This is a genomic window from Geodermatophilus sp. URMC 63 (genome assembly GCF_053502565.1).
Map to the genome: position 1 here is coordinate 4,904,605 of NZ_CP199956.1, position 22,568 is coordinate 4,927,172.

Sequence of the window (22,568 nt, forward strand, 5' to 3'; positions counted from 1 at the left end):
GGGGCAACCAGCAGGGCCCCGGTGGACTCCCACCGGGGCCCTGCTGCGTCGTCGGGGTACCACGGGCCGGGTGGACGGCTCAGGGGGCGCCCTGCGGGGCCCTGGGCGGCAGGCCGACGCCTGCGCCGGTCAGGCGGTCAGGCGCCTGCGCCGGTCAGGCGGTCAGGCGCCTGCGCCGGTCAGGCGGTCACGGACGTGCCGGGTGGTGCAGCGCGGCGAGCAGCGGGTCGTGCAGGGCGGCGTCGGAGTACAGGCCCCCGCCACGGTCGCTCGCTCGTCCACCGGTGCGGTCGGTGAACCGGCCGCCCGCCTCCTCGACGACCAGGATCCACGGAGCGTGGTCCCACGCGTGGTAGCGCTCGGCCAGGAAGGCGTCGATCTCGCTGCGCACCAGCTCGACCAGCGGGAGCAGGCTCGGCGCTGGGCGCTGCGCGCCCGGTGGCAGCCGCGCCCTCGACTCGTCGTCCAGGGCCTCCAGCACCGCACCGGCCAGCGTCGCGGTCGTGCTGACCGCCAGGCGCCGTGGCCGGCTCCCCCGGCAGGGCCAGGACGACTCGAAGGACCCGCCACCCCGGGTCGCCCACCAGCACCGCCCCAGCGCCGGGGAGGTGACGACTGCGCCCTCGGTGGCCCCCCGGACCTCCAGCGCGACGTGGATCCGCCAGTTCGGATCACCCCGGCTGGAGAAGCCGGTGCCGTCGATCGGGTCGAGGACCCAGACCCGCTCGGACTCGCCGAGCCGGCCGAACTCCTCACCGAGGAGCGCATTCCCGGGCCGCGCCCGCGACGAGGTCTCCCGGAGCAGTCGCTCCACGGCCAGGTCGGCCGCGGTGACCGGCGAGCCGTCGTCCTTCGGCGTCGCCGGGACGCCGGCCCGGAAGTGGGCCAGCGCGAGCTCGGCCGCCAGGTCCGCGGCGTGGAACGCGAGCCGGAGGTCGTCGTCGACGTCCATCGCGGAGACGGTGGCGACCGGCCCTGCCCGGACCGCGGGCCGGCGCAGCCGTCCGGGGCATCCGGCTGTGCGGGGACGGGCACCTGCCGGCCGGCAGCCCCGGGACGACGGAGGGCCCTCCCCCGCGGTGCGGGAGAGGGCCCTCGTGGGAGCCGGGAGGTCAGCTGGACTGCGCGTTCTGCCCGACGTAGTACTCGAAGAGCAGGCCGCCGATCGTCACCAGCAGCGCCACGACGCCGATGATCACCAGCCAGACGTACCAGTAGGCCAGGCCCAGACCGGTGATGCCCGCCGACAGGGCCAGCGTGAAGGGCCAGTAGCTGCTCGGGCTGAAGAAGCCGAGCTCGCCGGCGCCCTCGGCGATCTCGGCGTCCTTGCGGTCCTCGGGGCGCGCGTCGATACGGCGCGACACGAACCAGAAGAAGCCGCCGATGAGGCCGGTCAGCGCCGCGGAGAGGACCAACGCGGTGGTGCCGATCGGCTCACGGGACCAGAAGCCGTAGACGGCCGCGGCGATGACGCAGAACACCGCGATGAGGTTGAAGATGAGCGCCTCGACCTTCACGGTCGTCCTCCCTGCTCGCCGGGGGCGGCGTTGATGGCGGTGGTGCCGGTGGGGGCGGTCACGACGTCGTCAGCCGGCTCAGTTCTCGGCCCGCTGGTAGTAGTCGTCGCCCACGCGGAACGGCCGGGTCGAGGTGGCGTCGCCGGACTGGCCGATGCTCTCCAGGGCCTCGTAGGTGCTCTGCCCGGACTCGCGGGCGGCGAGGTAGGCGTCGTACTGCTGCGGGGTGACCGCGCGGACCTCGAAGTTCATGTACGCGTGGTAGGTGCCGCACAGCTCCGCGCACCGCCCGACGTACGCACCCTCCTCGTTGACCGTCACCTCGAAGACGTTGTCCCGGCCGTTCTCGTTGCCCGGGATGACGTCGAGCTTGAAGAGGAACTCCGGCACCCAGAAGGAGTGGATGACGTCGGCGGAGGCCACCTCGAAGCGGATGGTCTCGCTGGTCGGCACGACCAGGATCGGGATCTCGTCGGTGCTGCCGACGGTGTTCACCGGCTCGCCGTCGGCTCCGGTGGTCTCCGGGTAGACGAACTGCCAGTTCCACTTGAAGGCGTTGACCGCGATGGTCACGTCGGGGTCGGCGCTGCGCTCCTGGACCTCGTTCTGCACCGTGACGGTGAAGAAGAACAGCCCGGCGATGATGATGAACGGGAAGATCGAGTAGGCGATCTCGAGCGGCAGGTTGTACGCGGTCTGCCGCGGGAGCTCGTCGCCCTTCTTCCGGTGGAAGAGCACCGACCAGATGATCAGGCCCCAGACGATGAAGCCGACGATCAGCGCCGCGATCACCGACCACGTCCAGAGCTGGCGGACGCTCTGGGACTGCTCGGTGATCCCCGAGGGGAAACCGAAGCGCCAGAACTCGTTGTTGAGGTCGCACCCGGTGAGGGTGAGCACCCCCAGGAGACCGAGCGCGGCGACCCGCGCGAGCCTGCTGCCTCGAGCCACTGCTCGCTGCCTCCTCGTTCCCCCACCCGGGTGACCCGGGTGGATCCACCGGCGCGGCCGCCTGCGGGGAACCCCGCGGTCCGTGCGCCGACTCCAGTCTGGGCCGAGACTAGCCGACCTCGCAGGACGGCCGACGACCGGAGACGGGTGGCGGCGGGTCGGTGCCGATCCGCCGGATCCCCGGCCCGACCGGCCGCCCGACGTGCGACGGGACCGCGGGAGGAGACGCCGTCCCCGGGTGGTCCCGGGGGCGGCGGTCGCCGTCCGGCCGGACCCGCCGGCGTGGCCGTCGGAGGCCGGTGACACCCCTCACCGCACCGCCGCCCGGTCGCCGCGGCGGTTAGAGTCGGAGGCGTGTGGACGCGGCTGCTGACTCCGAAGTGGGTGCTGCTGCACCTGCTGGTGGCGGCTCTCTTCGTCGCGACGTTCTTCCTCGGCTACTGGCAGCTCACCAAGGCCGAGAACGGCGGCGGCGCGGTCAACTGGAGCTACGCGCTGCAGTGGCCGCTCTACGGCTTCATGGGCCTGTGGTTCTACGTGCGGATGGTGCGCGAGGAGCTGCACCGCGACCCCGACGAGGACGAGCCGGGCAACGCGGTCGTCCTGTACCAGCGGCCGCGGATCGACACCACGGGCGACCCGGAGCTGGCGGCGTACAACGCCTACCTCGCCGAGCTCAACGAGCGCGCGCTGGGGCAGAAGAGCACGCATGGCCGCTGAGCGGACCGCGGAGCACAGCCGGCTGCCGCGCGCGCTCGCCCGTCGGGCCGGGCAGGGCGTCCCTGCCGCTCTCCTCCGCTACCGAGTCATGGCCTGGATCGTGGGCGTGCTGCTCATCGCGCTCGTCCTGGTCGCGGTGCCGATCAAGTACCTGGGCGGCGTCGACGAGCCGGTGGCCGTCATCGGCACCGCGCACGGCTGGCTGTACGCCATCTTCTTCGTCACTGCCTGCGACCTCGCCCTGCGCGCCCGCTGGACGGCGCGCGGAACGGTCCTCATCCTGCTGGCGGGCACCGTTCCCGTCCTGTCGTTCGTCGCCGAGCGGTTCGCCACCCGCAGGACCCGCGCCGGCGAGCGCGTCTGACCCCGTCCCGGCCACCGCGGCCGGGCTCGAGCCGACCCCGGAGACCTGCGCCCATGTGCGGCCTGCTGGCCTACCTGTCCACCGACGCCCCCCGGGTCGACGACGACCGTGTCGACGGCGTCCGCGAGGCGCTGCACTGCCTGCACCACCGCGGCCCCGACGACACCGCCGTCTGGGCCGACCCGAACGTCGTCCTCGCCTTCAACCGGCTGTCGATCATCGACGTCGAGGGCAGTCCGCAGCCGCTGCCCTACGCCGGGGACCGCTACCGGATCCTGTTCAACGGCGAGATCTACAACTACGTCGAGCTGCGCGAGGAGCTCGCCGCCGCCGGGGCACAGCTGGCCACGCACGGCGACACCGAGACGATCGTCGCCGGCTACCACCTGTGGGGTCAGGACGTCGTCCGGCGGTTGCGCGGGATGTTCTCCTTCGTCATCTGGGACACCCACACCCGCACCGCCTTCGGCGCCCGCGACCCGTTCGGCATCAAGCCGCTGTTCACCGCGCGCCTGGCCGACGGCGGCCTGGTCTTCAGCTCGGAGAAGAAGGCGCTGCTGCAGCTGCTCGGCGGCAGCGCGGCCGCCGGCGGCGTGGACCCGGCCTCGCTGCAGCACTACCTGACGCTGCAGTACGTGCCCGAGCCCGCGACCCTGCACCGCGGCATCCGCCGCATCGAGAGCGGCACCAGCTTCACCGTCGTGGACGGCGAGCTGTCGACCGCGCGCTACTTCCACCCGACCTTCCGGCCGCAGCCGGTGCCCGCCGGCGGGGAGCAGGAGCTCTACGACCGCATCGCGGCGGTGCTCGACGAGTCCGTCGCCAAGCACATGCGTGCCGACGTGACCGTGGGCTCGTTCCTCTCCAGCGGCATCGACTCGACCGCGATCGCCGCGCTGGCGCACCGCTACAACCCCGACCTGATGACGTTCACGGTCGGCTTCCAGCGGCAGGCGCAGTCGGAGATCGAGATCGCCGCGGAGTCGGCGTCGATCCTCGGCGTGCGACACGTGCCGGTCGAGGTCAGCGCCGAGCAGTTCGCCGCGGCCATCCCCGAGGTGGTCTGGTACCTCGACGACCCGGTCGCCGACCCCGCACTCGTGCCGCTGTACTTCGTGGCCCGGGAGGCCCGCAAGCACGTCAAGGTGGTGCTCTCCGGCGAGGGTGCCGACGAGCTCTTCGGCGGCTACACGATCTACCGCGAGCCGATCAGCCTGGCGTGGGCGTCCTCGCTCCCGCCCGCCGGACGCCGCGCGATGGCCCGGATCGCCGACCTGCTTCCCGAGGGCGTCCGCGGCCAGGACCTGCTGCGCCGGGCGTCGACCCCGCTCGAGCAGCGCTACTACGGCAACGCCCGCAACATGCGCGACGACGAGCTGGCCGCGCTGCTGCCGGGCCGCGATCCCGACCTGTCCCACGTCGCGGTCACTGAGGACCTCTACCGGCGCACCCGGGAGGCCGGTTACGACGACGTGACGGCGATGCAGTACGTCGACCTGTTCACCTGGCTGCGCGGCGACATCCTGGTCAAGGCCGACAAGATGACCATGGCCAACTCCCTCGAGCTGCGGGTGCCCTTCCTCGACCCCGAGGTGTTCGCGATCGCGAGCTCCCTGCCGGTCGAGCAGCGGGTGCCGCGCCGCGGGGACGCGACGAAGTACGCGCTGCGCCAGGCGATGCGGCAGATCGTCCCGCCGCGGATCATGAACCGCCGCAAGCTGGGCTTCCCCGTGCCGACGGCGGACTTCCTCGCCGGCCCGCTGCACGACTGGGCCCGCGGGATCGTCACCGACAGCCAGACCCAGGAGTGGCTCGACCGCGACGTCGTCCTCGGCCTGCTCGACCGGCTGCGGGCGGAGGAGGTGCCGAGCAAGCGGATCGCCCGTCAGCTGTGGTCGGTGCTGGTCTTCATGGTGTGGCACGGGATCTTCGTCGAGGAGCGGATCGCCGTCGACGTCCCGGAGACGGTCTACCCGGTCAAGCTCTGAGAACGCCGAACGGCGCCCGCCCCCGAGGGGACGGGCGCCGTCGGCGACGTGCTGGAACGACCCCGTCGCAGGGCCCCGGGGCGCGCGGAGCGTGTCCCGGGGGCGACGGGGTCCCTTACATCAGTGGAACGAGTCGCCGCACGCGCAGGAGCCCTGCGCGTTCGGGTTGTCGATCGTGAAGCCCTGCTTCTCGATGGTGTCGACGAAGTCGATCACCGCGCCGCCCAGGTAGGGGCCGCTCATCCGGTCGACGATGACCTCGACGCCGCCGAACTCGAAGGTCTGGTCACCGTCGAGGAAGCGCTCGTCGAAGAAGAGCTGGTAGCGCAGACCGGAGCAGCCACCGGGCTGGACGGCGATGCGCAGACGCAGGTCGTCGCGGCCCTCCTGGTCCAGCAGCGCCTTGACCTTGGCGGCCGCCGGCTCGCTGAGCAGCACGCCGGTGCTGCCGGCGGTCTCGGTGTCCTGCACCGTCATGTTCTGTCCTCCCACATCCGAGGGCGCCCGCTGCGGTGCTCCCTGCAGCGGGCCAACACCGTCGTGACCGACGCTGTTCCATGGCCGTGCACCACTGTACGGCGTGCGGCCGGGACGGTCGGTCCCCTGCGCGGGCGCACGTAGACTCCCCGGTCGTGAAGCTCCGCCTGCCCGGGCGCCGGGACCGCGCCGCGACCGCCCCGGACGCCGCCACGGACCTGACCGAGCAGCTGGCGAAGTCCGGCGGCAAGGGGCGGCCCACGCCGAAGCGCAGCGAGGCCCAGGGCCGGCGTCCCGGTCCCCCGCCGCCGCCTCCGACCACCCGCAAGGAGGCCTACCAGCGGATGCGCGAGCAGCGCGCGGTCCGGGGGGCCGATGCCCGGGCCGGCGTCGCTCGCGGCGACGACGCGTCCCTCCCCGCCCGCGACCGCGGCCCGGTGCGCCGGCTGGTGCGCGACGTCGTCGACGCCCGCCGCAACGCCGGGAGCTTCTTCCTGCTGGTGGCCGCGCTGGTCCTGGTCGGCTACTTCATCCCGAACCCGGCGGTGCAGAGCTACACCGTCTTCGTCTGGTTCGCCTTCTTCCTGCTCATCGCCGTCGACTCGGTGTTCCTCGGCCGCCGGATCAAGAAGAAGGTCCTCGAGCGCTTCCCCGACCAGCCGCACCGGATGAAGGGCCTGGTCTGGTACGGCGTCAGCCGCGCCACCATGATCCGCCGGTGGCGGTTCCCCAAGCCCGAGGTCGCGCTCGGCGCCGACGTCTGAGGGAGGTCCCCCGCTCGCACGCCCGGGGCGGGACCCCGCGGGCAGGCCGGTGCGGCTCGGCGGCAGTAGCGTCGGGGCACGTGGAGTACCGACGCCTCGGCCGTTCCGGCCTGACCATCTCCGAGATCGCCTACGGCAACTGGCTCACCCACGGGGGCCAGGTCGAGGAGGACGCCGCGCAGGCCTGCGTGCGCGCCGCCCTCGACGCCGGCATCACGACCTTCGACACCGCCGACGTCTACGCCGGCACCCGCGCCGAGTCCGTGCTCGGCCGCGCCCTCGCCGGACAGCGCCGCGAGGGTCTGGAGGTCTTCACCAAGGTCTACTGGCCGACCGGTCCCGGCCCCAACGACCGCGGCCTGGGACGCAAGCACGTCCAGGAGAGCTGCGAGGCCTCGCTGCGGCGGCTGCAGACCGACCACATCGACCTCTACCAGGCGCACCGCTACGACGAGACGGTGCCGCTGGAGGAGACGATGACCGCCTTCGCCGACCTGGTGCGGGCGGGCAAGGTGCTCTACATCGGTGTCTCGGAGTGGCGCGCCGAGGAGATCGCCGCCGGCGCGGCGCTCGCCCGCGACCTCGGCATCCAGCTCATCAGCAACCAGCCGCAGTACTCGATGCTGTGGCGGGTCATCGAGGACGAGGTCGTCCCGACGTCGCAGCGCGAGGGCGTCTCGCAGATCGTGTGGTCCCCGCTGGCGCAGGGCGTGCTCACCGGCAAGTACCGCCCGGGCGAGCAGCCGCCGGAGGGCAGCCGGGCCACCGACCCCGAGGCCGGCCGGTTCATCCGGCGGTTCATGACCGACGACGTCCTCGCCCGCGTGCAGGACCTGCGGCCGATCGCCGACGACCTGGGCCTGTCCATGGCGCAGCTCGCCGTCGCCTGGGTGCTGCAGAACGAGGACGTCGCGGCCGCGATCATCGGCGCGACCCGGCCCGAGCAGGTGCACGACAACGTGAAGGCGGCCGGCGTCCGGCTGGAGGCCGACGTGCTCGCCCGCATCGACGAGGTCCTCGGCGAGGTCGTCGAGCGCGATCCCGCCAAGACCGCGCGCGGCTGACGGAGGACCTCCCGGGCCGCCGGCCTGGACCTCGACCCGGGGTTCAGGCCGGGGCGAGCGCCATCGGGCCGTAGACCTGCTGGTCGCCGTCGAACAGCGTCACCGAGGCCACCCCCCGGCCCAGCAGGTCACGCCAGTGCTCGCCCAGCCAGGACTCGGCGTCGCCCTGGTTGTCCGACGGTGGGACCTCGACGCCGAGCCCGGCCGGGTCCAGGGTCGCGCCGTCGGGGTCCTGCAGTCGCCAGGTCCAGCTCATGCCGCGAGGGTAGGTGAGCGGACGGGAGCGGCCGCGGTCGTGGCCGGGGTGTGACCTCCGCGGGGGTTAGCGCCGTGATCGGCGCGGGCATGACGGCACCGACCGTCCCGCCCCTCCCGGAGGTCCGATGACCACGCCCGCAGCGAGCGGCGCCTCGCGTGCGACCCCACCGCCCCCCTCGACGGAGGAGGCCTCGACCGGTCAGCTCATCAGCCAGCTGACCGAGCAGGTCTCCCGTCTCGTCCGCGACGAGGCCCGCCTGGCCCAGGCCGAGATGACGCAGAAGGCCAAGCGCCTCGGCGTCGGTGCCGGGCTGTTCGGCGGCGCCGGACTGGTCGGCTTCCTGGGGCTGTGCGTCCTGATCGCCACCTTCGTGCTGCTGCTCGACCTGGTGCTGCCGGCCTGGCTGGCGGCGCTCGTCGTCGCCGTCGTGCTCTTCGCCGTCGCCGGCGTGCTCGCCCTGGTCGGCAGGAAGGACGTGCAGCAGGGGACGCCGCCGGTGCCGAGTGAGGCGATCGCGAGCACCAAGGCCGACATCGCCACGGTGAAGGAGAGTGCGCGCCGATGAGCACACCGTCCGGTAGCACGCCGTCCGAGAGCACGCCGTCCGACAGCACGCCGTCCGGCGCCTCGGGGTCCGACGACGCCACCACGGGTCCGACCGATCCCGACGCCATCAAGGCCGAGATCGAGGCCACCCGCGAGCAGCTCGGCCGCACGGTCGACGAGCTCAGCCACCGCCTCGACGTGCCGGCGCGGGCCAAGGAGGGTGCCGCCCGCGCCAAGGACACCGCGGTCGAGACCTACCGCGAGAGCCCGCCGGTCGTCGCCGGCGCCGGTGCCGCGCTGGCCGGCCTCGTCGGCCTGGTGGTCTGGCGCCGCCGGCGCAGGCGCCGCCGCCTGGCCGCCGAGGCCGCGACGGGACGGGCCGTCGCCGAGGCACGGGCCGAGGCGCGGCGCGCCCGGCAGGAGGCCGCACGCGAGGCACGCAAGGCGCGCCGGGCCGTGGCGAGGAACGCGAAGCGGACCGCCACCCGCACCGCGACGAGGACCCGGCGGACCGCGAGGAGGGCACGCAGGTGAGCAGCACGGGCGCCAAGCTGGTCTACCGGCCGGTCGGCCTGGCCGGCGGCATCCTCGCCGGCGTCGTCTCCGGCGCGGTGTTCAAGCAGATCTGGAAGCGGGTCTCCGGGGAGGAGGACGCGCCCGACGCGCTGCAGAGCGAGTACAGCATGCGCGAGGTCGTGCTCGCCGCGGCGATCCAGGGCGCGATCTTCGCCGCGACCAAGGCCGCGATCGACCGGGTCGGCGCTCGCGGCTTCACCAAGCTGACCGGCAACTGGCCGGGCGACTGACGCGACGAGGGGACGGACATGACGGGCACACGACCCGGGACGCGGCCCGGGCCCAGCAGTCGTGACAGCGCGGTGGACCGCATCCGGGAGCGCGTCGAGGAGAAGGCGGCCCGGCGGGCGGCCGCCCGCGAGGCGGCCGAACGGGCCGCCCGGGGGGACGGTCCGCCGGACCCGGGACGCGTCCCGCCCGGCGGACCGTCCCCGGAGCAGCTCCCCGGGGTGCAGGCGGAGAAGCCGACGCAGATCCCGGCGCGCGGCTGGAAGCAGATCGTCAAGCGGGCCTGGGCCGAGAACAACGCCGACAACATGCCGATCATCGGCGGCGGCGTGGCGTTCTTCGCCTTCCTGGCGATCTTCCCCGCCCTGATCGCGACGATCTCCATCTACGGCCTGGTCGCCAGCCCGGAGACCGTCGCCCGGCAGGTCGAGGAGTTGTCGGCCCAGCTGCCGGACGAGGCGGCCGGCCTCATCGGCGACCAGCTGACCGCGATCACGCAGAACAGCGGCGGGGCGCTGTCGGTCTCCCTGCTCGTCTCCGTCCTGGGCGCGCTGTGGTCGGCGTCCGGCGGCACCGGCAACCTGATCAGCGCGGTGAACATCGCCTACGACGAGGTGGAGACCCGCGGCTTCGTCAAGCGCAAGGCGCTGGCCCTGGGCCTCACCCTCGGGGCGATCGTGTTCGTGTTGATCACGTTCGCGCTGGTCGCCGTGGTGCCGGCCGTGCTCGACCAGCTGCCCCTCGGCATCGTGGGGACGATCCTGGCGCAGGTCATCCGCTGGGTGCTGCTGCTCGGGGTCTTCGCCGGCTCGCTCGCCGTGCTGTACCGGGTGGCCCCGGACCGCGACGCCCCGCAGCTGAAGTGGGTCAGCCTCGGTGCCGTCGTCGTCACGGTCATCTGGGCACTGGTCAGCCTGGGCTTCAGCTTCTACGTCAACAACTTCGGGTCCTACGACAAGACCTACGGCGCGATCGCCGGCGTCATCATCCTCATGCTGTGGCTCTACCTCACCTGCTACCTGATCCTGCTGGGTGCGGAGATCAACTCCGAGGCCGAGCACCAGACCGCGCAGGACACGACCGAGGGCGAGCCGGTGCCGATGGGCCGGCGCAACGCCACCATGGCCGACGAGCTGCCCGACCCGCCGGAGCCGACGAAGGAGTCGAAGCAGAAGGCCTGAGCGCCTCCGCCGGTCCGGGGCGGGTTCAGCGCACGTGCGAGGGGACGAACGGCGGGCGCACGATCTCGACCGGCTGCGGACGGCCGCGGACGTCGACGGCGAGCGCGGTCCCCTCGGCCACCCCCGCCGCGGTGTCGAGCAGCGCCAGCGCGATGCCGGTGCGCAGGGTCGGGGAGAACGTGCCGCTGGTGACCTCGCCGACCCGCGCGCCGTCGCCGTCCACCACCGCCATCCCCGGGCGCGGGATGCCCCGGCCGGGCGCCCGCAGCCCCCACAGCAGCCGGGCCGGGCCGGCTCCCCGTTCGGCGAGCAGGGCCTCCCGGCCCCAGAACGCCGGCTTGCCCCAGCCGACGGCCCAGCCGCTGCGCGCCTGGTTCGGCGTGATCGACCGCGACAGCTCGTGCCCGTGCAGCGGGTAGCCCATCTCCGTGCGCAGGGTGTCCCTCGCCCCGAGGCCGCACGGGCGGATGCCCTCGGCCGTGCCGGCCTCCAGCAGCCGGTCCCACAGCTCGCCCGCCCGGTCGGCGGCGACCAGCAGCTCGTAGCCGTGCTCGCCGGTGTAGCCGGTCCGGCAGACGGTCACCTCCCGGCCCTCCCCGCCGGCGAAGGCCATGTAGGGCAGGTCGGCGACCAGTCCGGCGGCGGAGAGGACGGCGGCCGAGCGCGGGCCCTGCAGCGCCAGGACGGCCACCTCCTCGTGCCGGTCGGTCACCTCGACCCCGGCCGGGGCCGCGGCGGCCAGCCGGGCGAGCACCTCCTGGGCGTTGGCGGCGTTGGGGACGAGCAGGACGTCGTCGGGACCGTGCAGGTAGACGATCAGGTCGTCGACCACGCCCCCGGCGTCGGCCTCCCCGTCGGGGACGCAGCACAGCGTGTACTGCGCCTGCCCCGGCCGGATCCGCGCGAGGTCGTTGGTCAGGCAGGCGTCGACCAGCGCGGCGGCGCCCGGACCGCGGACGGTGCCGGTGCCCAGGTGCGAGACGTCGAACAGGCCCACGGCCTCGCGCACCGCGGCGTGCTCGGCCAGCACCCCTCCCCCGGCGTACTCGATGGGCATCGACCAGCCGCCGAAGTCGGCCAGCTTGGCGCCGGCCGCGACGTGCCGTTCGTGCAGGGGGGAGATCCGCGGGCTCACTCCCGCACGCTATCCGGCGACGTGCTGGCACGGCCCCGTGCAGGGACCCGCGCCGACCCCTCGCGAGCCCCACCGCGGGCTCGCGAGGGGTGAACAGGACCCGGTCCTCCGACTCCCTAGGATCGAGCGGTGCCGCCGACGATCACCGCCACCGACCGCCCGCTCGAGAAGACCCCCGCCGACGCCGTGGTCGTCGGCGTCGGCAAGGGCGCCTCCGCCCTGCTGCCCACGCCGGGCGCAGAGGCCGTCGACCGGCTGCTGGGCGGTCGCCTGCTGCCCGCCCTCGCCGACCTCGGCGCCCGCGGCGGGCAGGACGAGGTCACCCGGGTGTCCACCCTCGGCCAGGGCCCCTTCCCCGTCGTCGCGGCCGTGGGGCTCGGCGCGCCGGAGCCGACCGGCGGGTACTCGGCGGAGGCCGTGCGCCGCGCCGCCGGTGCCGCCAGCCGCGCGCTGTCGGGACGGAGCTCGGTCGTCACGCTGCTCGCCGCCGTGGGCGGCACCCCGGACGCCGAGCGGCTGCACGCCGTCGGCGAGGGCGCGCTGCTGGGCGCCTACGAGTTCACCGCCTACAAGTCCGACCTGCCCGGCGACCGGCCCACCCCGCCGCGGGAGTTCACCGTCGTCGTCCCCGACGCCGGCACCGCCAAGGCGCCGCTGGCCCGCGTCCGCGCGGTGGCCGACGCCGTCACGCTCGTCCGCGACCTGGTCAACACCCCGCCCAACGACCTGTACCCCGCCGAACTGGCCGCCCGCGGAGCGGCCGCGGGCAAGGCGGCCGGCCTGTCGGTGGAGGTCCTCGACGAGGAGGCCCTGGCCGCCGGCGGCTACGGCGGCGTCCTGGCGGTGGGCAGCGGCTCGGCCCGCGGTCCGCGGCTGCTGCGCCTCACCTACAGCGGTAAGCGGGCGCGCAAGAAGGTCGCGCTCGTCGGCAAGGGCATCACCTTCGACAGCGGCGGCCTGTCGATCAAGCCGGCACAGAACATGCACCACATGACCAGCGACATGGCCGGCGCGGCGGCGGTCATCGCCACCGTGTGCCTCGTCGCGCAGCTGGGGCTGCCGGTCGAGGTGACCGCGACGGTCCCGATCGCCGAGAACCTGCCCAGCGGCACCGCCTACCGCCCGGCGGACGTGGTGACCTTCCGCAACGGCAAGAAGGCCGAGATCACCAACACCGACGCCGAGGGCCGCGTGGTCCTGGCCGACGCCATCGCCCGCGCCGCCGAGGACTCCCCCGACGTGCTGCTCGAGACGTCCACGCTGACCGGCGCGCAGCTGGTCGCGCTCGGGTCGCGGACCGCGGGCGTCATGGGCAGCGACGACCTGCGCGACGCCGTCGTGGCCGCCAGCCGGCGCAGCGGCGAGCCGATGTGGGCCATGCCGATGCCCGAGGAGCTGCGCCGGGGCATCGACTCCCCGATCGCCGACTTCGTCAACGCCAACGCCGACCGGATGGGCGGCATGCTCGTCGGGGCGCACTTCCTGGCCGAGTTCGTGCCGGACGGGCTGCCCTGGGCGCACGTCGACATCGCCGGCCCGAGCTACAACACCGGCGCCCCGTGGGGCTACACGCCCAAGGGCGGCACCGGTGTGCCGGTGCGCACCCTGCTCGCCACGATCGAGGACCTGCTCGCCCGCTGACGCGATCCGGACGGGCCGCACCGGCCGCCGCCGGCGGTGCGCGCGAGGCCGGCGGGTCGGCGCCCTCGGCCTGCGGTTCCGGACAGTGGCAGGATGGTCGCGGACCATCCCCCGCCCGCACGGGCGGGGCAGGCCGAGAGCATCGAGGAGCACGTCGTGAGCGCACCCACCTCCCCCGCCGACCTGGTCATCCTCGGTGGTGGCTCGGGTGGCTACGCCGCCGCGCTGCGGGCAGCCGAGCTGGGCCTGTCGGTCGTCCTGATCGAGAAGGACAAGGTCGGCGGCACCTGCCTGCACCGCGGCTGCATCCCCACCAAGGCGCTGCTGCACAGCGGCGAGATCGCCGACCAGGCCCGCGAGGGCGAGCAGTTCGGCGTCAAGACCAGCCTGGCCGGCATCGACATGGACGGCGTCAACGCCTACAAGGACGGCGTCGTCTCCCGGCTCTACAAGGGCCTGCAGGGCCTGATCAAGAGCCGCAAGATCACCTACGTCGAGGGCGGGGGCCGGCTGGTCTCCCCCACCGCCGTCGCCGTCAACGGGCAGACCTACGAGGGCCGCCACGTCCTGCTGGCCACCGGGTCCTACTCCCGCAGCATCCCGGGCGTCGAGCTCGACGGTGTCCGCGTCATCGACAGCGAGCAGGCGCTCAAGCTCGACCGCGTCCCGACGTCGGCGATCATCCTGGGCGGCGGCGTCATCGGCTGCGAGTTCGCCAGCGCCTGGAAATCCTTCGGCGTCGACGTCACCATCATCGAGGGCCTCAAGCACCTCGTGCCCCTGGAGGACGAGAGCTCCTCCAAGCTCCTGGAGCGCGCGTTCCGCCGCCGGAAGATCAACTTCGAGCTCGGGAACCTGGTGTCCGGCGTCGCCCCGACCGAGAACGGCGTCAAGGTCAGCCTGCAGAACGGCAAGGACTTCGAGGCCGAGATCGTCCTCGTGGCCGTCGGCCGTGGACCGGTCAGCCAGGGCCTGGGCTACGAGGAGGCCGGCGTGGCCATGGACCGCGGCTACGTGCTGGTCGACGAGTACTGCCGGACCAACGTGCCGACCATCTCCGCCGTCGGCGACCTCATCCCCACCCTGCAGCTGGCGCACGTGGGCTTCGGCGAGGGCATCCTCGTCGCCGAGCGCCTGGCCGGCCTGCCGGTCGTGCCGATCGACTACGCCGGTGTCCCGCGCGTCACCTACTCCGAGCCCGAGGTCGCCTCCGTGGGCCTCACCGAGGAGCAGGCCCGGGAGAAGTACGGCGACGTCGAGACCCTCGTCTACGACCTCGGTGGCAACGGCCGCAGCCAGATCCTCAAGACCCAGGGCGCGGTGAAGCTCATCCGCCAGAAGGACGGTCCGGTCATCGGCGTGCACATGGTCGGCAGCCGCGTCGGCGAGCTCGTGGCCGAGGCGCAGCTGATCTTCAACTGGGAGGCCCTGCCCGACGAGGTGGCCGCGCTCATCCACCCGCACCCGACGCAGAGCGAGGCCATCGGCGAGGCGCACCTAGCCCTCGCCGGCAAGCCGCTGCACGCACACAGCTGACGAAGCACCCCCTGCCCCCCACCCGCGCCACCACGAAGGAGCCCCGCCCCGATGCCGACCTCCGTCACCATGCCCGCCCTGGGCGAGAGCGTCACCGAGGGCACGGTCACCCGATGGCTCAAGCAGGAGGGTGAGCAGGTCGAGGTGGACGAGCCCCTCCTCGAGGTCTCGACCGACAAGGTCGACACCGAGATCCCCTCGCCCGCCGCCGGCGTCCTCAGCAGGATCCTCGTGGCGGAGGACGAGACGGTCGAGGTCGGCGCCGAGCTCGCCGTCATCGGCGGGGACGGGGACGGGGACGGCGGAGGCGGCCCCGCGTCCGCCGAGGACGCGGACACCACGCCGCAGACCCCGGCCCAGCAGGTCGACGACGCCGGTCCGGCACCGCAGCAGGAGCAGCAGCCCGCACCGCCGGCACCGGCCGCGGCCGACAGCGGCTCCGGAGGCGGCGGTTCCGGGGGCGACGGTGGCGGTGGCGGTGGCGGTGAGGGGACGCCGGTCACCATGCCGGCGCTCGGCGAGAGCGTCACCGAGGGCACGGTCACCCGCTGGCTGAAGGCCGTTGGTGACGAGGTGACGGCCGACGAGCCGCTGCTCGAGGTCTCGACCGACAAGGTCGACACCGAGATCCCCGCGCCGGTGTCGGGCACCCTGCTGTCGATCAGCGTCAACGAGGACGAGACGGTCGACGTCGGCGCGGAGCTGGCCGTGATCGGCAGCGGCACCGCCGGCGGCGACGCCCAGGCCCAGGCCGCTCCGGCTCCGGCCGCTCCGGCCCCGGCTGCGCAGGAGACGCCCGTCGCGCAGGACGCGCCCGCGGCCCGGCAGGAGCCCCCGGCTCCCGCGCCGCCCGGTCCCCCGCCGTCGGTGCCCGCCGGTGCCGACTACGGCTCCGGTGCCGCCGAGACCGTCGCCGAGCAGCAGCAGAGCCCGCCGACCCAGCCCTCCCCCGCGCCGGCTGCGTCCGCTCCCGCCCCGGCCCCGGCTGCCTCGGCGCCCGCTCCGGCCGACGGCGCCGGCACCTACGTCACCCCGCTGGTGCGCCGCCTGGCCGCCGAGCACGGCGTGGACCTGGCCTCGGTCACCGGTACCGGGGTCGGCGGGCGGATCCGCAAGCAGGACGTGCTGACCGCCGCCGAGCAGGCCGCCGCTCCCGCCGAGGCCCCGGCTGCCGCGCCGGCCCCGGCACCCGCTCCGGCCGCCGCCGGCCGTCCGGCCACGCCGTCCCCCGCGGCGCAGCAGGACACGTCGCTGCGCGGCCGCACGGAGAAGATGTCCCGCCTGCGCAAGGTCATCGCCCAGCGCATGGTCGAGTCGCTGGCGGTCAGTGCGCAGCTGACCACGGTGGTCGAGGTCGACATCACCCGGATCGCCAAGCTCCGCGACCGCGCCAAGCGCGACTTCCAGGCCCGCGAGGGCGTCAAGCTGTCGTTCCTGCCGTTCTTCGCCAAGGCGGCGGTCGAGGCGCTCAAGGCCCACCCGGCCGTGAACTCCTCCGTCGACATGGAGGCCGGCACGGTCACCTACCACGACGCCGAGAACCTCGGCGTCGCCGTCGACACCGATCGGGGCCTGCTGGTCCCGGTCATCCACGGCGCCGGTGACCTGAACATCGCCGGCCTCGCCCGGAAGATCGCCGACCTCGCCGAGCGGACCCGCATCAACAAGGTCACCCCGGACGAGCTCGGTGGCGGCACCTTCACGCTGACCAACACCGGCAGCCGGGGCGCGCTGTTCGACACCCCGATCATCAACCAGCCGCAGGTGGCGATCCTCGGCACCGGGTCGGTGGTCAAGCGCCCGGTCGTCGTGCAGGACCCCGACCTCGGTGAGGTCATCGCGGTCCGGTCGATGGTCTACCTGGCCCTCAGCTACGACCACCGGATCGTCGACGGCGCCGATGCCGCCCGCTTCCTCACCACGGTCCGGGAGCGGCTGGAGGCCGGTCAGTTTGAGGGTGATCTCGGCCTCGCCTGATCCCACCCGGTCGGGCCCCGGCGTGCGCGCCGGGGCCCGACCGCGCGGTGTCGACGGGGGACGGGGAGGGTCATGAAGATCGCGGTCACGGGAGCCTCCGGCCTGATCGGGTCGGCGCTGCTCCCGGCGCTGCGGGCCGACGGGCACGAGGTGCTCCGGCTCGTCCGCCGCACGCCCCGCACCGCCGACGAGCACCGCTGGGACCCCCAGCACCGGCGGATCGACCCGGCGCTGCTGCGGGACGTCGACGCCGTGGTCAACCTCGCCGGCACCCCCATCCGGCCGCGTCCGTTCACCGCGGCCTACCGGCAGGCCGTGCTCACCAGTCGCACCGACAGCACCAGGACCGTGAGCGAGGCGCTGGCGACCGCGGTCGCCGAGGAGCCCGGGCGCCCACGCGTCCTCCTGTCGGCCTCGGCGGTCGGCTACTACGGCGACACCGGGGACCGGGTCGTGGACGAGCAGGCGCCACCGGGGGAGGACTTCCTCGCGCGCGTGTGCGTGCAGTGGGAGGGGGCCACGGGGCCCGCGGCGGACGCCGGCGTGCGCGTGGCCACCTTGCGCACCGGGCTGGTCATCGACCGCGGCGCGATGCTCGTCAAGGTGCTCGGCACGGTGTTCCGCGCCGGGCTGGGCGGCCGGATGGGCTCGGGCCGGCAGTTCTGGCCGTGGATCAGCCTGGCCGACGAGATCGGGGCCATCCGCTTTCTGCTCACCGCTGACCATGTCTCCGGCCCGGTGAACCTCACCGGACCGGAGCCGGTGCCCAACGCCGAGTTCGTCCGCGACCTCGCTGCGGCCGTGCACCGCCCTGCGGTGTTCCCGGTGCCCGGCATCGCCATCAGGCTCGCGCTCGGCGAGTTCGGGCGTTCCAGCGTCCTCGCCGGTCAGCGCGCCGTACCGGCCAGGTTGCAGGCCGCCGGCTACCGGTTCACGCACGCCGACCTGCCTGCGGCACTGGACGCGGCCCTCGCCCGGCGCTGACGCCGGACCTCACGCCAGCCGCCCGGCCGACTCGATCCGCCAGCCCGCCGACGTCCGCACCAGCGTCACCGCGACGGCGACCTCCCCGCGGCCGGCCTCGGTGCGGCGCGCCGGCCCGTCGGGATCCGCCGCGGCGGCCACGGCGTAGTCCGGCCAGTCGTCGACCAGCCGCACCGTGACCCGGCCGTCCTCGGTGGGACCGGCGGTGACGCCGACCTCCACCACCGCGGGACGGAACCCGCGCAGCACCTCCCCGGCCGCCGTGAGGTCCTCCAGGTACGTCCGGTCGGCCGCGAGGAGGGGGCTGTCGGGGGCGTAGACCTCCTCCAGCGCCGGAGCCGAACCGGTGGTGAACGCCTCGGCCCGACGGTCGTACAGGCCGGTGAGGACCGCCTCCCAGTCGGTCTCGGGCGCGGGCTCGGGCGCGATGGTCCCCGGCGCCGACGGCGGCGCAGTCGGCGCCGCCCCCAGCTCCCCGGCGAGATCGGGATCGACCGCGGTGAGGCACCCGGCGACGGTGAGGCGTCCGGTGACGGTGCGGATCCGCTCGGGGAGGTGGCGGGTGCGGGCACGGGTGAGGACGTCGGCGCGATCAGCGGCGCCTCCGCCGCCGCGGTCGACGCCCCCACCGCAGGCCCCGACCGGCTCCACACCAGCCCGAGCCAGATCGCACCGACGACGAGGGCCGCCAGGCCGACCACCGCCGCGGCCCGCCGCGCGGACGACCCGGTCGGGCGGGTGCGTGGCCACGGCGTCCGCCGGGCCGGCCGGACCTCCCGTGGCTCCGGGCGCCGGTGCCGGCCGGGCACCTGGTGGGTCAGCTCGGTGTGCGGACCCCGGCCGGTGCGGGCCAGGTCGGCGTCGGACACGCCGGCCACAGGCAGCCGCACCGGTTCGGGACGGCAGGCGTGCCGCAGGTCGAGGGCGAAGGCCGCCGCCGAGCCGCGGTCATGCGGGTCCCTCGACAGGCCGCGGGTGACCACCTCGAGCAGCGCCGGCGGGGCGTCGGGAGCCAGCTCGGCCAGGTCGGGCAGCTCGCCCTCCGCCGCGACGGCGACCGTGTCGGCCGGCGTGGCCGCGTTCCAGGGCGGCACCCCGGTGAGCGCGTGGAAGGCCGCGGCAGCGACCCCGAAGACGTCCGACGCCGGACCGGGTGCCGCTCCCCCCGCCACGGCCGGATCGACGTAGGCGGGGGTCACCTCCCCGGCCGCGTCCTCCCCCAGCACCCGGGCCACCCCGAGGTCGGTGAGCACCGGGCGGCCCTCGGCGGTGAAGACGACGTTCCCCGGGGAGAGGTCCCCGTGGACGACGCCCTGCTCGTGGGCGCAGGCCAGCGCGGCCGCCACCGGCGCCACGGCCGTCACCACCTCCCCCGGGCGCAGCCGGCCCCGCCGCGCCAGCAGCGCCGCCAGGCTGCCTCCCTCGAGCAGGTCGAGGACCAGCGCGACGCGGGCCGGACCCCCACGGCGCGGTTGGTGCACCACCTCGTGCAGCCGGACCAGGTGCGGGTGGTCGAGTGCGCCGAGCAGCGCCGCCTCACGGGCCTGGCGCTCGGCGTCGCCGGCGACGAGGACCTTGACCGCCACGGCCGCCCCACCCGCCCGCGGCATCGCCCGCCACACCTCCCCCGATCCGCCACGGCCGAGCAGGCGGTCGAGCCGGTAGCCGGGGACGAGCGGCGGCACCGGGCCGGCGGCCCGGTCGTCGGCCCCCTCGTCGGCGCGGTCGGCGGCGGATGCGTCGGGGTCCCGGGAGGCAGGCACAGCCGGCACGGTAGGGCGCGCGGCGGCCCGGCCGCTCCGGCTGTCCACAGGTGACCGGCACGTCCACAAGGCCGCCCCGGACGGGTGGGCCGGCCGGATCCGGCCTAGGTTCGGGCCATGCCGCTGCCCGCCCGTGCCGAGGTCGTCGTCGTGGGCGCGGGGCTCGCGGGCCTGTCCGTGGCCACCCGTCTGGTCGCCGCCGGGCGCGACGTCCACGTCCTGGAGGCCGGGGCGCACGCCGGCGGCCGGCTGGCCACCGAGCGGGTCGACGGCTTCGTCGTCGACCGCGGGTTCCAGGTCTTCAACACCGGCTATCCCCGCGCGGCCGACCTCGACCTCGGGGCCCTCGACCTCGGGTACTTCACCCCGGGTGCGGTCGTCCGGGCGGAGGGCCGCGCACACCGGGTGGTCGACCCCCGCCGCCGGCCGTCCGCCGCCCTCGACACGCTGCGCGCCCCGCTGGGCCCGCTGCCCCGCACGCTGGCCATCGCCGCGTACTCGGCCCGGGCTGCCTTCGCCCCCGTGCCCCGGTTGCTCTCGGCACCCGAGACCAGCGCCGCCGAGCACCTGACCCGGGCCGGTGTGGGTGCGACGGCACTCGAGCGGTTCTTCGGGCCCTTCCTCGCCGGCGTCCTGCTGGAGGACCGGCTGGAGACCTCGAGCCGCTACCTCGACCTGCTGTGGCGCAGCTTCGCCCGCGGCGCGACCGGCCTGCCGGCCCGCGGCATCCAGGCCATCGGTGAGCAGCTGGCGGCCCGCGTGGGCGCCGAGCGCCTGCACCACGGCGTGCGGGTCGCCGAGGTCTCCGGGACGGCGGTCACCAGTGACGCCGGCGTGGTGCGTGCGGACGCCGTCGTCGTGGCCACCGACCCCGACACGGCGGCCGCCCTCGTGCCCGCCGTCGCAACGAGCGCCCCGCGGCAGGTGACCACCCACTACCACGTGCTGCCGGCCAGCCCGTGGAGCGATCCGCTGATCGTCCTGGGCACGCCCGGCGGGCAGCTGGTCAACAGCGTGGTGCTGACCGACGCCCAGCCCGCCTACGGCCCCGACGGGCGGGCGCTGGTCGCCAGCAGCTCGCTGGCCACGACGCGCGAGGCCGACGTGCGCGACGAGGTGGCCCGGCTGCACGACGTCGCCGCCGCCGACCTGCAGCACCTGACCACCGTCACGGTCACCGGGGCGCAGCCGGCCGCGCTGCCGCCCGTGCAGCTGCGCCGGCCGGTCGACCTCGGTGGCGGCCTGTACGTCTGCGGGGACCACCGCGACACCCCGTCCATCCAGGGCGCCATGGCCAGCGGCCGGCGCACCGCCGCGGCGGTCCTGCGCGCGCTGCGGGGCGACGCGGCCGGCCGCGGCGCGGACCGAGGAGCCGCCTGATGCCCGCCACCGCGCCGACGATCCTGGCCACCAGCATCGGCTTCGACTCGCGCGGTCGCGGCCCCTACGACTGGGCACCCGGCCCGGTGTTCGCCCTGGCCGCCGAGCTCGCCGGCGCCCCCGAGCAGCCGCGGCTGTGCTACCTCGGCACCGCCACCGGCGACGACCCGGTCCGGCTGGCCGGCGTCTACGGCGCGTTCGCCGGCAGCGCGGTGCGGGTGAGCCACCTGAGCCTGTTCCCCATGCCGACCGTCGCCGACGTGCGGGCGCACCTGCTGGCCCAGGACGTCGTCTGGGTCGGCGGCGGCAGCGTGGCCAACCTGCTGGCGGTCTGGCGGGTGCACGGGCTCGACGAGGTGCTCGCGGAGTGCTGGCGGGCCGGCGTGGTGCTCGGCGGGGTGTCGGCGGGCTCGCTGTGCTGGCACGTCGGGGGCACCACCGACTCCTACGGTCCCGATCTGCGGCCGGTGACCAACGGCCTGGGGCTGATCCCGACCTCCAACGGCGTGCACTACGACTCCGAGGAGCAGCGCCGCCCGCTCTACCACCGGCTGGTCGCCGACGGGACGCTGCCGGCCGGGCACGCCACCGACGACGGCGTGGGGCTGGTCTACCGCGGCACCGCCGTGGTCGAGGCCGTCGCCGACCGGCCCGGCAAGGCCGCCTACCGGGTGGAGCGCGGACCCGACGGCGCGGCGGTCGAGATCCGGATCGAGCCCCGCCGGCTGCGGTGACCCGCCTCGTCCCCGACCCCTGCGGCGCCCCGCCGCCGACCTGCGGGCGGTGGATCAGGGGTCCGGCGACCGCACCTGCGAGGAGTGGGGAGGACGGGGTCCGTTCTCTACGCTGGTGGACGTGAGCGAGCTGCGCGTCGTCCGGGCCGGCACCGTCCCCTACGAGGAGGCGTGGGCGCGGCAGCGCGAGATCCACGCCGCCCGGGTCGCCGGCGAGGGTCCCGACACGCTCCTGCTGCTCGAGCACCCCTCCGTCTACACCGCCGGCCGGCGCACCGAGCCGCACGAGCGGCCGGCCGACGGCACACCGGTCATCGACGTCGACCGCGGCGGCAAGATCACCTGGCACGGGCCCGGACAGCTGCTCGGCTACCCCATCGTGGCGCTGCCCGACCCGGTTGACGTGGTCGCGCACGTCCGCCGGCTGGAGGACGCGCTCATGGCGGTCTGTGCCGACCTCGGCGTGGCGACCCAGCAGGTCGAGGGCCGCAGCGGGGTCTGGGTGGCCGCCGACGCGCCCGGGCCGGGCAGCCGGTTCCGCCCCGAGCGCAAGATCGCCGCGATCGGCGTCCGGGTGGCGCGCGGGGTCACCATGCACGGCTTCGCGCTCAACTGCGACCCCGACCTGGGGGCCTTCGGCGCGATCGTCCCCTGCGGGATCGTCGACGCCGGGGTCACCTCGCTGTCGGCCGAGCTGGGGCGTGACGTGCCCGTCGCCGAGGTCGTCGACGCGGTGGAGGCGGCGGTGCGGCGGGTGCTCAGCTTCACCCCGGCCGTCTGAGC

23 protein-coding genes and 1 pseudogene are annotated in these 22,568 nt (G+C 74.8%); 16 read left to right on the forward strand and 8 right to left on the reverse strand.

What is annotated here, in order from left to right; genetic code table 11:
- Nucleotides 1–187: 187 nt before the first annotated feature.
- The 3 genes from ACWIZO_RS23810 to ctaC form a co-directional block, all read right to left on the reverse strand.
- A complete protein-coding gene (locus ACWIZO_RS23810) occupies nucleotides 188–952 on the reverse strand; it encodes an inositol monophosphatase family protein (protein WP_448640068.1) in 765 nt (254 codons plus the stop codon).
- Nucleotides 953–1,112: 160 nt separating this feature from the next.
- On the reverse strand, nucleotides 1,113–1,517 hold the full coding sequence (locus ACWIZO_RS23815; RefSeq protein ID WP_448640069.1) for a cytochrome c oxidase subunit 4: 405 nt from the start codon (nucleotides 1,515–1,517) through the stop codon (nucleotides 1,113–1,115).
- 78 nt (nucleotides 1,518–1,595) lie between these two features.
- Nucleotides 1,596–2,468: an aa3-type cytochrome oxidase subunit II gene (ctaC, locus tag ACWIZO_RS23820; RefSeq protein ID WP_448640070.1), complete on the reverse strand. Its 873-nt coding sequence runs from the start codon at nucleotides 2,466–2,468 to the stop codon at nucleotides 1,596–1,598.
- Nucleotides 2,469–2,822: 354 nt separating this feature from the next.
- On the opposite strand from ctaC, the gene ACWIZO_RS23825 reads away from it, so the two are divergent.
- From ACWIZO_RS23825 to asnB, 3 genes are read left to right on the forward strand one after another with little or no spacing between them, the layout of a single operon-like run.
- Nucleotides 2,823–3,188: a metalloprotease gene (locus tag ACWIZO_RS23825; RefSeq protein WP_448640071.1), complete on the forward strand. Its 366-nt coding sequence runs from the start codon at nucleotides 2,823–2,825 to the stop codon at nucleotides 3,186–3,188.
- On the forward strand, nucleotides 3,178–3,552 hold the full coding sequence (locus ACWIZO_RS23830) for a DUF3817 domain-containing protein (protein WP_446761310.1): 375 nt from the start codon (nucleotides 3,178–3,180) through the stop codon (nucleotides 3,550–3,552). Before ACWIZO_RS23825 ends, ACWIZO_RS23830 begins: the two co-directional genes overlap by 11 nt.
- 53 nt (nucleotides 3,553–3,605) lie before the next feature.
- Nucleotides 3,606–5,540 (forward strand): asparagine synthase (glutamine-hydrolyzing), encoded by a 1,935-nt coding sequence (gene asnB, locus ACWIZO_RS23835; RefSeq protein WP_448640072.1) that lies wholly within the window; start codon nucleotides 3,606–3,608, stop codon nucleotides 5,538–5,540.
- Nucleotides 5,541–5,660: 120 nt separating this feature from the next.
- On the opposite strand, the gene ACWIZO_RS23840 is transcribed toward asnB, so the two are convergent.
- The gene (locus tag ACWIZO_RS23840) at nucleotides 5,661–6,017 is read right to left on the reverse strand and encodes a HesB/IscA family protein (RefSeq protein WP_446761312.1); all 357 of its coding nucleotides are present in this window, start codon (nucleotides 6,015–6,017) and stop codon (nucleotides 5,661–5,663) included.
- Between the two features lie 155 nt (nucleotides 6,018–6,172).
- Between ACWIZO_RS23840 and ACWIZO_RS23845 the strand changes: the two genes are divergently transcribed.
- Both ACWIZO_RS23845 and ACWIZO_RS23850 read left to right on the forward strand, forming a co-directional pair.
- Entirely contained in the window at nucleotides 6,173–6,781 is a 609-nt protein-coding gene (locus ACWIZO_RS23845; protein WP_448640073.1) for a DUF3043 domain-containing protein, read from the forward strand.
- An 80-nt stretch (nucleotides 6,782–6,861) separates the two neighbouring features.
- Nucleotides 6,862–7,845 carry an aldo/keto reductase family protein gene (locus ACWIZO_RS23850; protein ID WP_448640074.1) on the forward strand — a complete coding sequence of 328 codons (984 nt, stop codon included), beginning with the start codon at nucleotides 6,862–6,864 and terminating at the stop codon, nucleotides 7,843–7,845.
- 43 nt (nucleotides 7,846–7,888) lie between these two features.
- On the opposite strand, the gene ACWIZO_RS23855 is transcribed toward ACWIZO_RS23850, so the two are convergent.
- A complete protein-coding gene (locus tag ACWIZO_RS23855) occupies nucleotides 7,889–8,101 on the reverse strand; it encodes a hypothetical protein (RefSeq protein WP_448640075.1) in 213 nt (70 codons plus the stop codon).
- Between the two features lie 127 nt (nucleotides 8,102–8,228).
- On the opposite strand from ACWIZO_RS23855, the gene ACWIZO_RS23860 reads away from it, so the two are divergent.
- The 4 genes from ACWIZO_RS23860 (at nucleotide 8,229) to ACWIZO_RS23875 (ending at nucleotide 10,635) form a co-directional block, all read left to right on the forward strand.
- Nucleotides 8,229–8,669, forward strand: a complete 441-nt coding sequence (locus ACWIZO_RS23860) for a phage holin family protein (RefSeq protein WP_448640076.1) — start codon at nucleotides 8,229–8,231, stop codon at nucleotides 8,667–8,669.
- Entirely contained in the window at nucleotides 8,666–9,184 is a 519-nt protein-coding gene (locus tag ACWIZO_RS23865) for a DUF3618 domain-containing protein (protein ID WP_448640077.1), read from the forward strand. The genes ACWIZO_RS23860 and ACWIZO_RS23865 overlap by 4 nt, the downstream gene beginning before the upstream one ends.
- Entirely contained in the window at nucleotides 9,181–9,456 is a 276-nt protein-coding gene (locus ACWIZO_RS23870) for a DUF4235 domain-containing protein (protein WP_448640078.1), read from the forward strand. The genes ACWIZO_RS23865 and ACWIZO_RS23870 overlap by 4 nt, the downstream gene beginning before the upstream one ends.
- Nucleotides 9,457–9,528: 72 nt before the next feature.
- The gene (locus ACWIZO_RS23875; RefSeq protein ID WP_448640079.1) at nucleotides 9,529–10,635 is read left to right on the forward strand and encodes a YihY/virulence factor BrkB family protein; all 1,107 of its coding nucleotides are present in this window, start codon (nucleotides 9,529–9,531) and stop codon (nucleotides 10,633–10,635) included.
- Nucleotides 10,636–10,660: 25 nt separating this feature from the next.
- On the opposite strand, the gene gcvT is transcribed toward ACWIZO_RS23875, so the two are convergent.
- Nucleotides 10,661–11,770, reverse strand: a complete 1,110-nt coding sequence (gene gcvT / locus ACWIZO_RS23880; protein WP_448640080.1) for a glycine cleavage system aminomethyltransferase GcvT — start codon at nucleotides 11,768–11,770, stop codon at nucleotides 10,661–10,663.
- Between the two features lie 129 nt (nucleotides 11,771–11,899).
- On the opposite strand from gcvT, the gene ACWIZO_RS23885 reads away from it, so the two are divergent.
- From ACWIZO_RS23885 to ACWIZO_RS23900, 4 genes are all read left to right on the forward strand, one after another.
- Nucleotides 11,900–13,411 (forward strand): leucyl aminopeptidase, encoded by a 1,512-nt coding sequence (locus ACWIZO_RS23885; protein ID WP_448640081.1) that lies wholly within the window; start codon nucleotides 11,900–11,902, stop codon nucleotides 13,409–13,411.
- Nucleotides 13,412–13,567: 156 nt separating this feature from the next.
- The gene (gene lpdA / locus ACWIZO_RS23890) at nucleotides 13,568–14,947 is read left to right on the forward strand and encodes a dihydrolipoyl dehydrogenase (RefSeq protein WP_448640082.1); all 1,380 of its coding nucleotides are present in this window, start codon (nucleotides 13,568–13,570) and stop codon (nucleotides 14,945–14,947) included.
- A 51-nt stretch (nucleotides 14,948–14,998) separates the two neighbouring features.
- A complete protein-coding gene (sucB, locus tag ACWIZO_RS23895) occupies nucleotides 14,999–16,924 on the forward strand; it encodes a 2-oxoglutarate dehydrogenase, E2 component, dihydrolipoamide succinyltransferase (protein ID WP_448640083.1) in 1,926 nt (641 codons plus the stop codon).
- A 72-nt stretch (nucleotides 16,925–16,996) separates the two neighbouring features.
- A complete protein-coding gene (locus ACWIZO_RS23900; RefSeq protein ID WP_448640084.1) occupies nucleotides 16,997–17,908 on the forward strand; it encodes a TIGR01777 family oxidoreductase in 912 nt (303 codons plus the stop codon).
- Between the two features lie 9 nt (nucleotides 17,909–17,917).
- Here the strand turns inward: ACWIZO_RS23900 and ACWIZO_RS23905 are convergent, their stop codons facing one another.
- Together ACWIZO_RS23905 and ACWIZO_RS23910 are read right to left on the reverse strand one after the other, a co-directional pair.
- Nucleotides 17,918–18,559 (reverse strand): hypothetical protein, encoded by a 642-nt coding sequence (locus tag ACWIZO_RS23905; RefSeq protein ID WP_448643015.1) that lies wholly within the window; start codon nucleotides 18,557–18,559, stop codon nucleotides 17,918–17,920.
- A 341-nt stretch (nucleotides 18,560–18,900) separates the two neighbouring features.
- Nucleotides 18,901–19,518 (reverse strand): annotated as a pseudogene (locus ACWIZO_RS23910) (protein kinase domain-containing protein); the annotation flags it as partial.
- Between the two features lie 270 nt (nucleotides 19,519–19,788).
- Between ACWIZO_RS23910 and ACWIZO_RS23915 the strand changes: the two are divergent.
- The 3 genes from ACWIZO_RS23915 (at nucleotide 19,789) to lipB (ending at nucleotide 22,566) form a co-directional block, all read left to right on the forward strand.
- Complete coding sequence (locus tag ACWIZO_RS23915; protein ID WP_448640085.1) at nucleotides 19,789–21,051, forward strand: FAD-dependent oxidoreductase; 1,263 nt, start codon at nucleotides 19,789–19,791, stop codon at nucleotides 21,049–21,051.
- Nucleotides 21,051–21,785, forward strand: coding sequence for a Type 1 glutamine amidotransferase-like domain-containing protein (locus ACWIZO_RS23920; RefSeq protein WP_448640086.1), 735 nt, complete (start codon nucleotides 21,051–21,053; stop codon nucleotides 21,783–21,785). Before ACWIZO_RS23915 ends, ACWIZO_RS23920 begins: the two co-directional genes overlap by 1 nt.
- A 121-nt stretch (nucleotides 21,786–21,906) precedes the next feature.
- Complete coding sequence (lipB, locus tag ACWIZO_RS23925; RefSeq protein WP_448640087.1) at nucleotides 21,907–22,566, forward strand: lipoyl(octanoyl) transferase LipB; 660 nt, start codon at nucleotides 21,907–21,909, stop codon at nucleotides 22,564–22,566.
- Nucleotides 22,567–22,568: the final 2 nt, after the last annotated feature.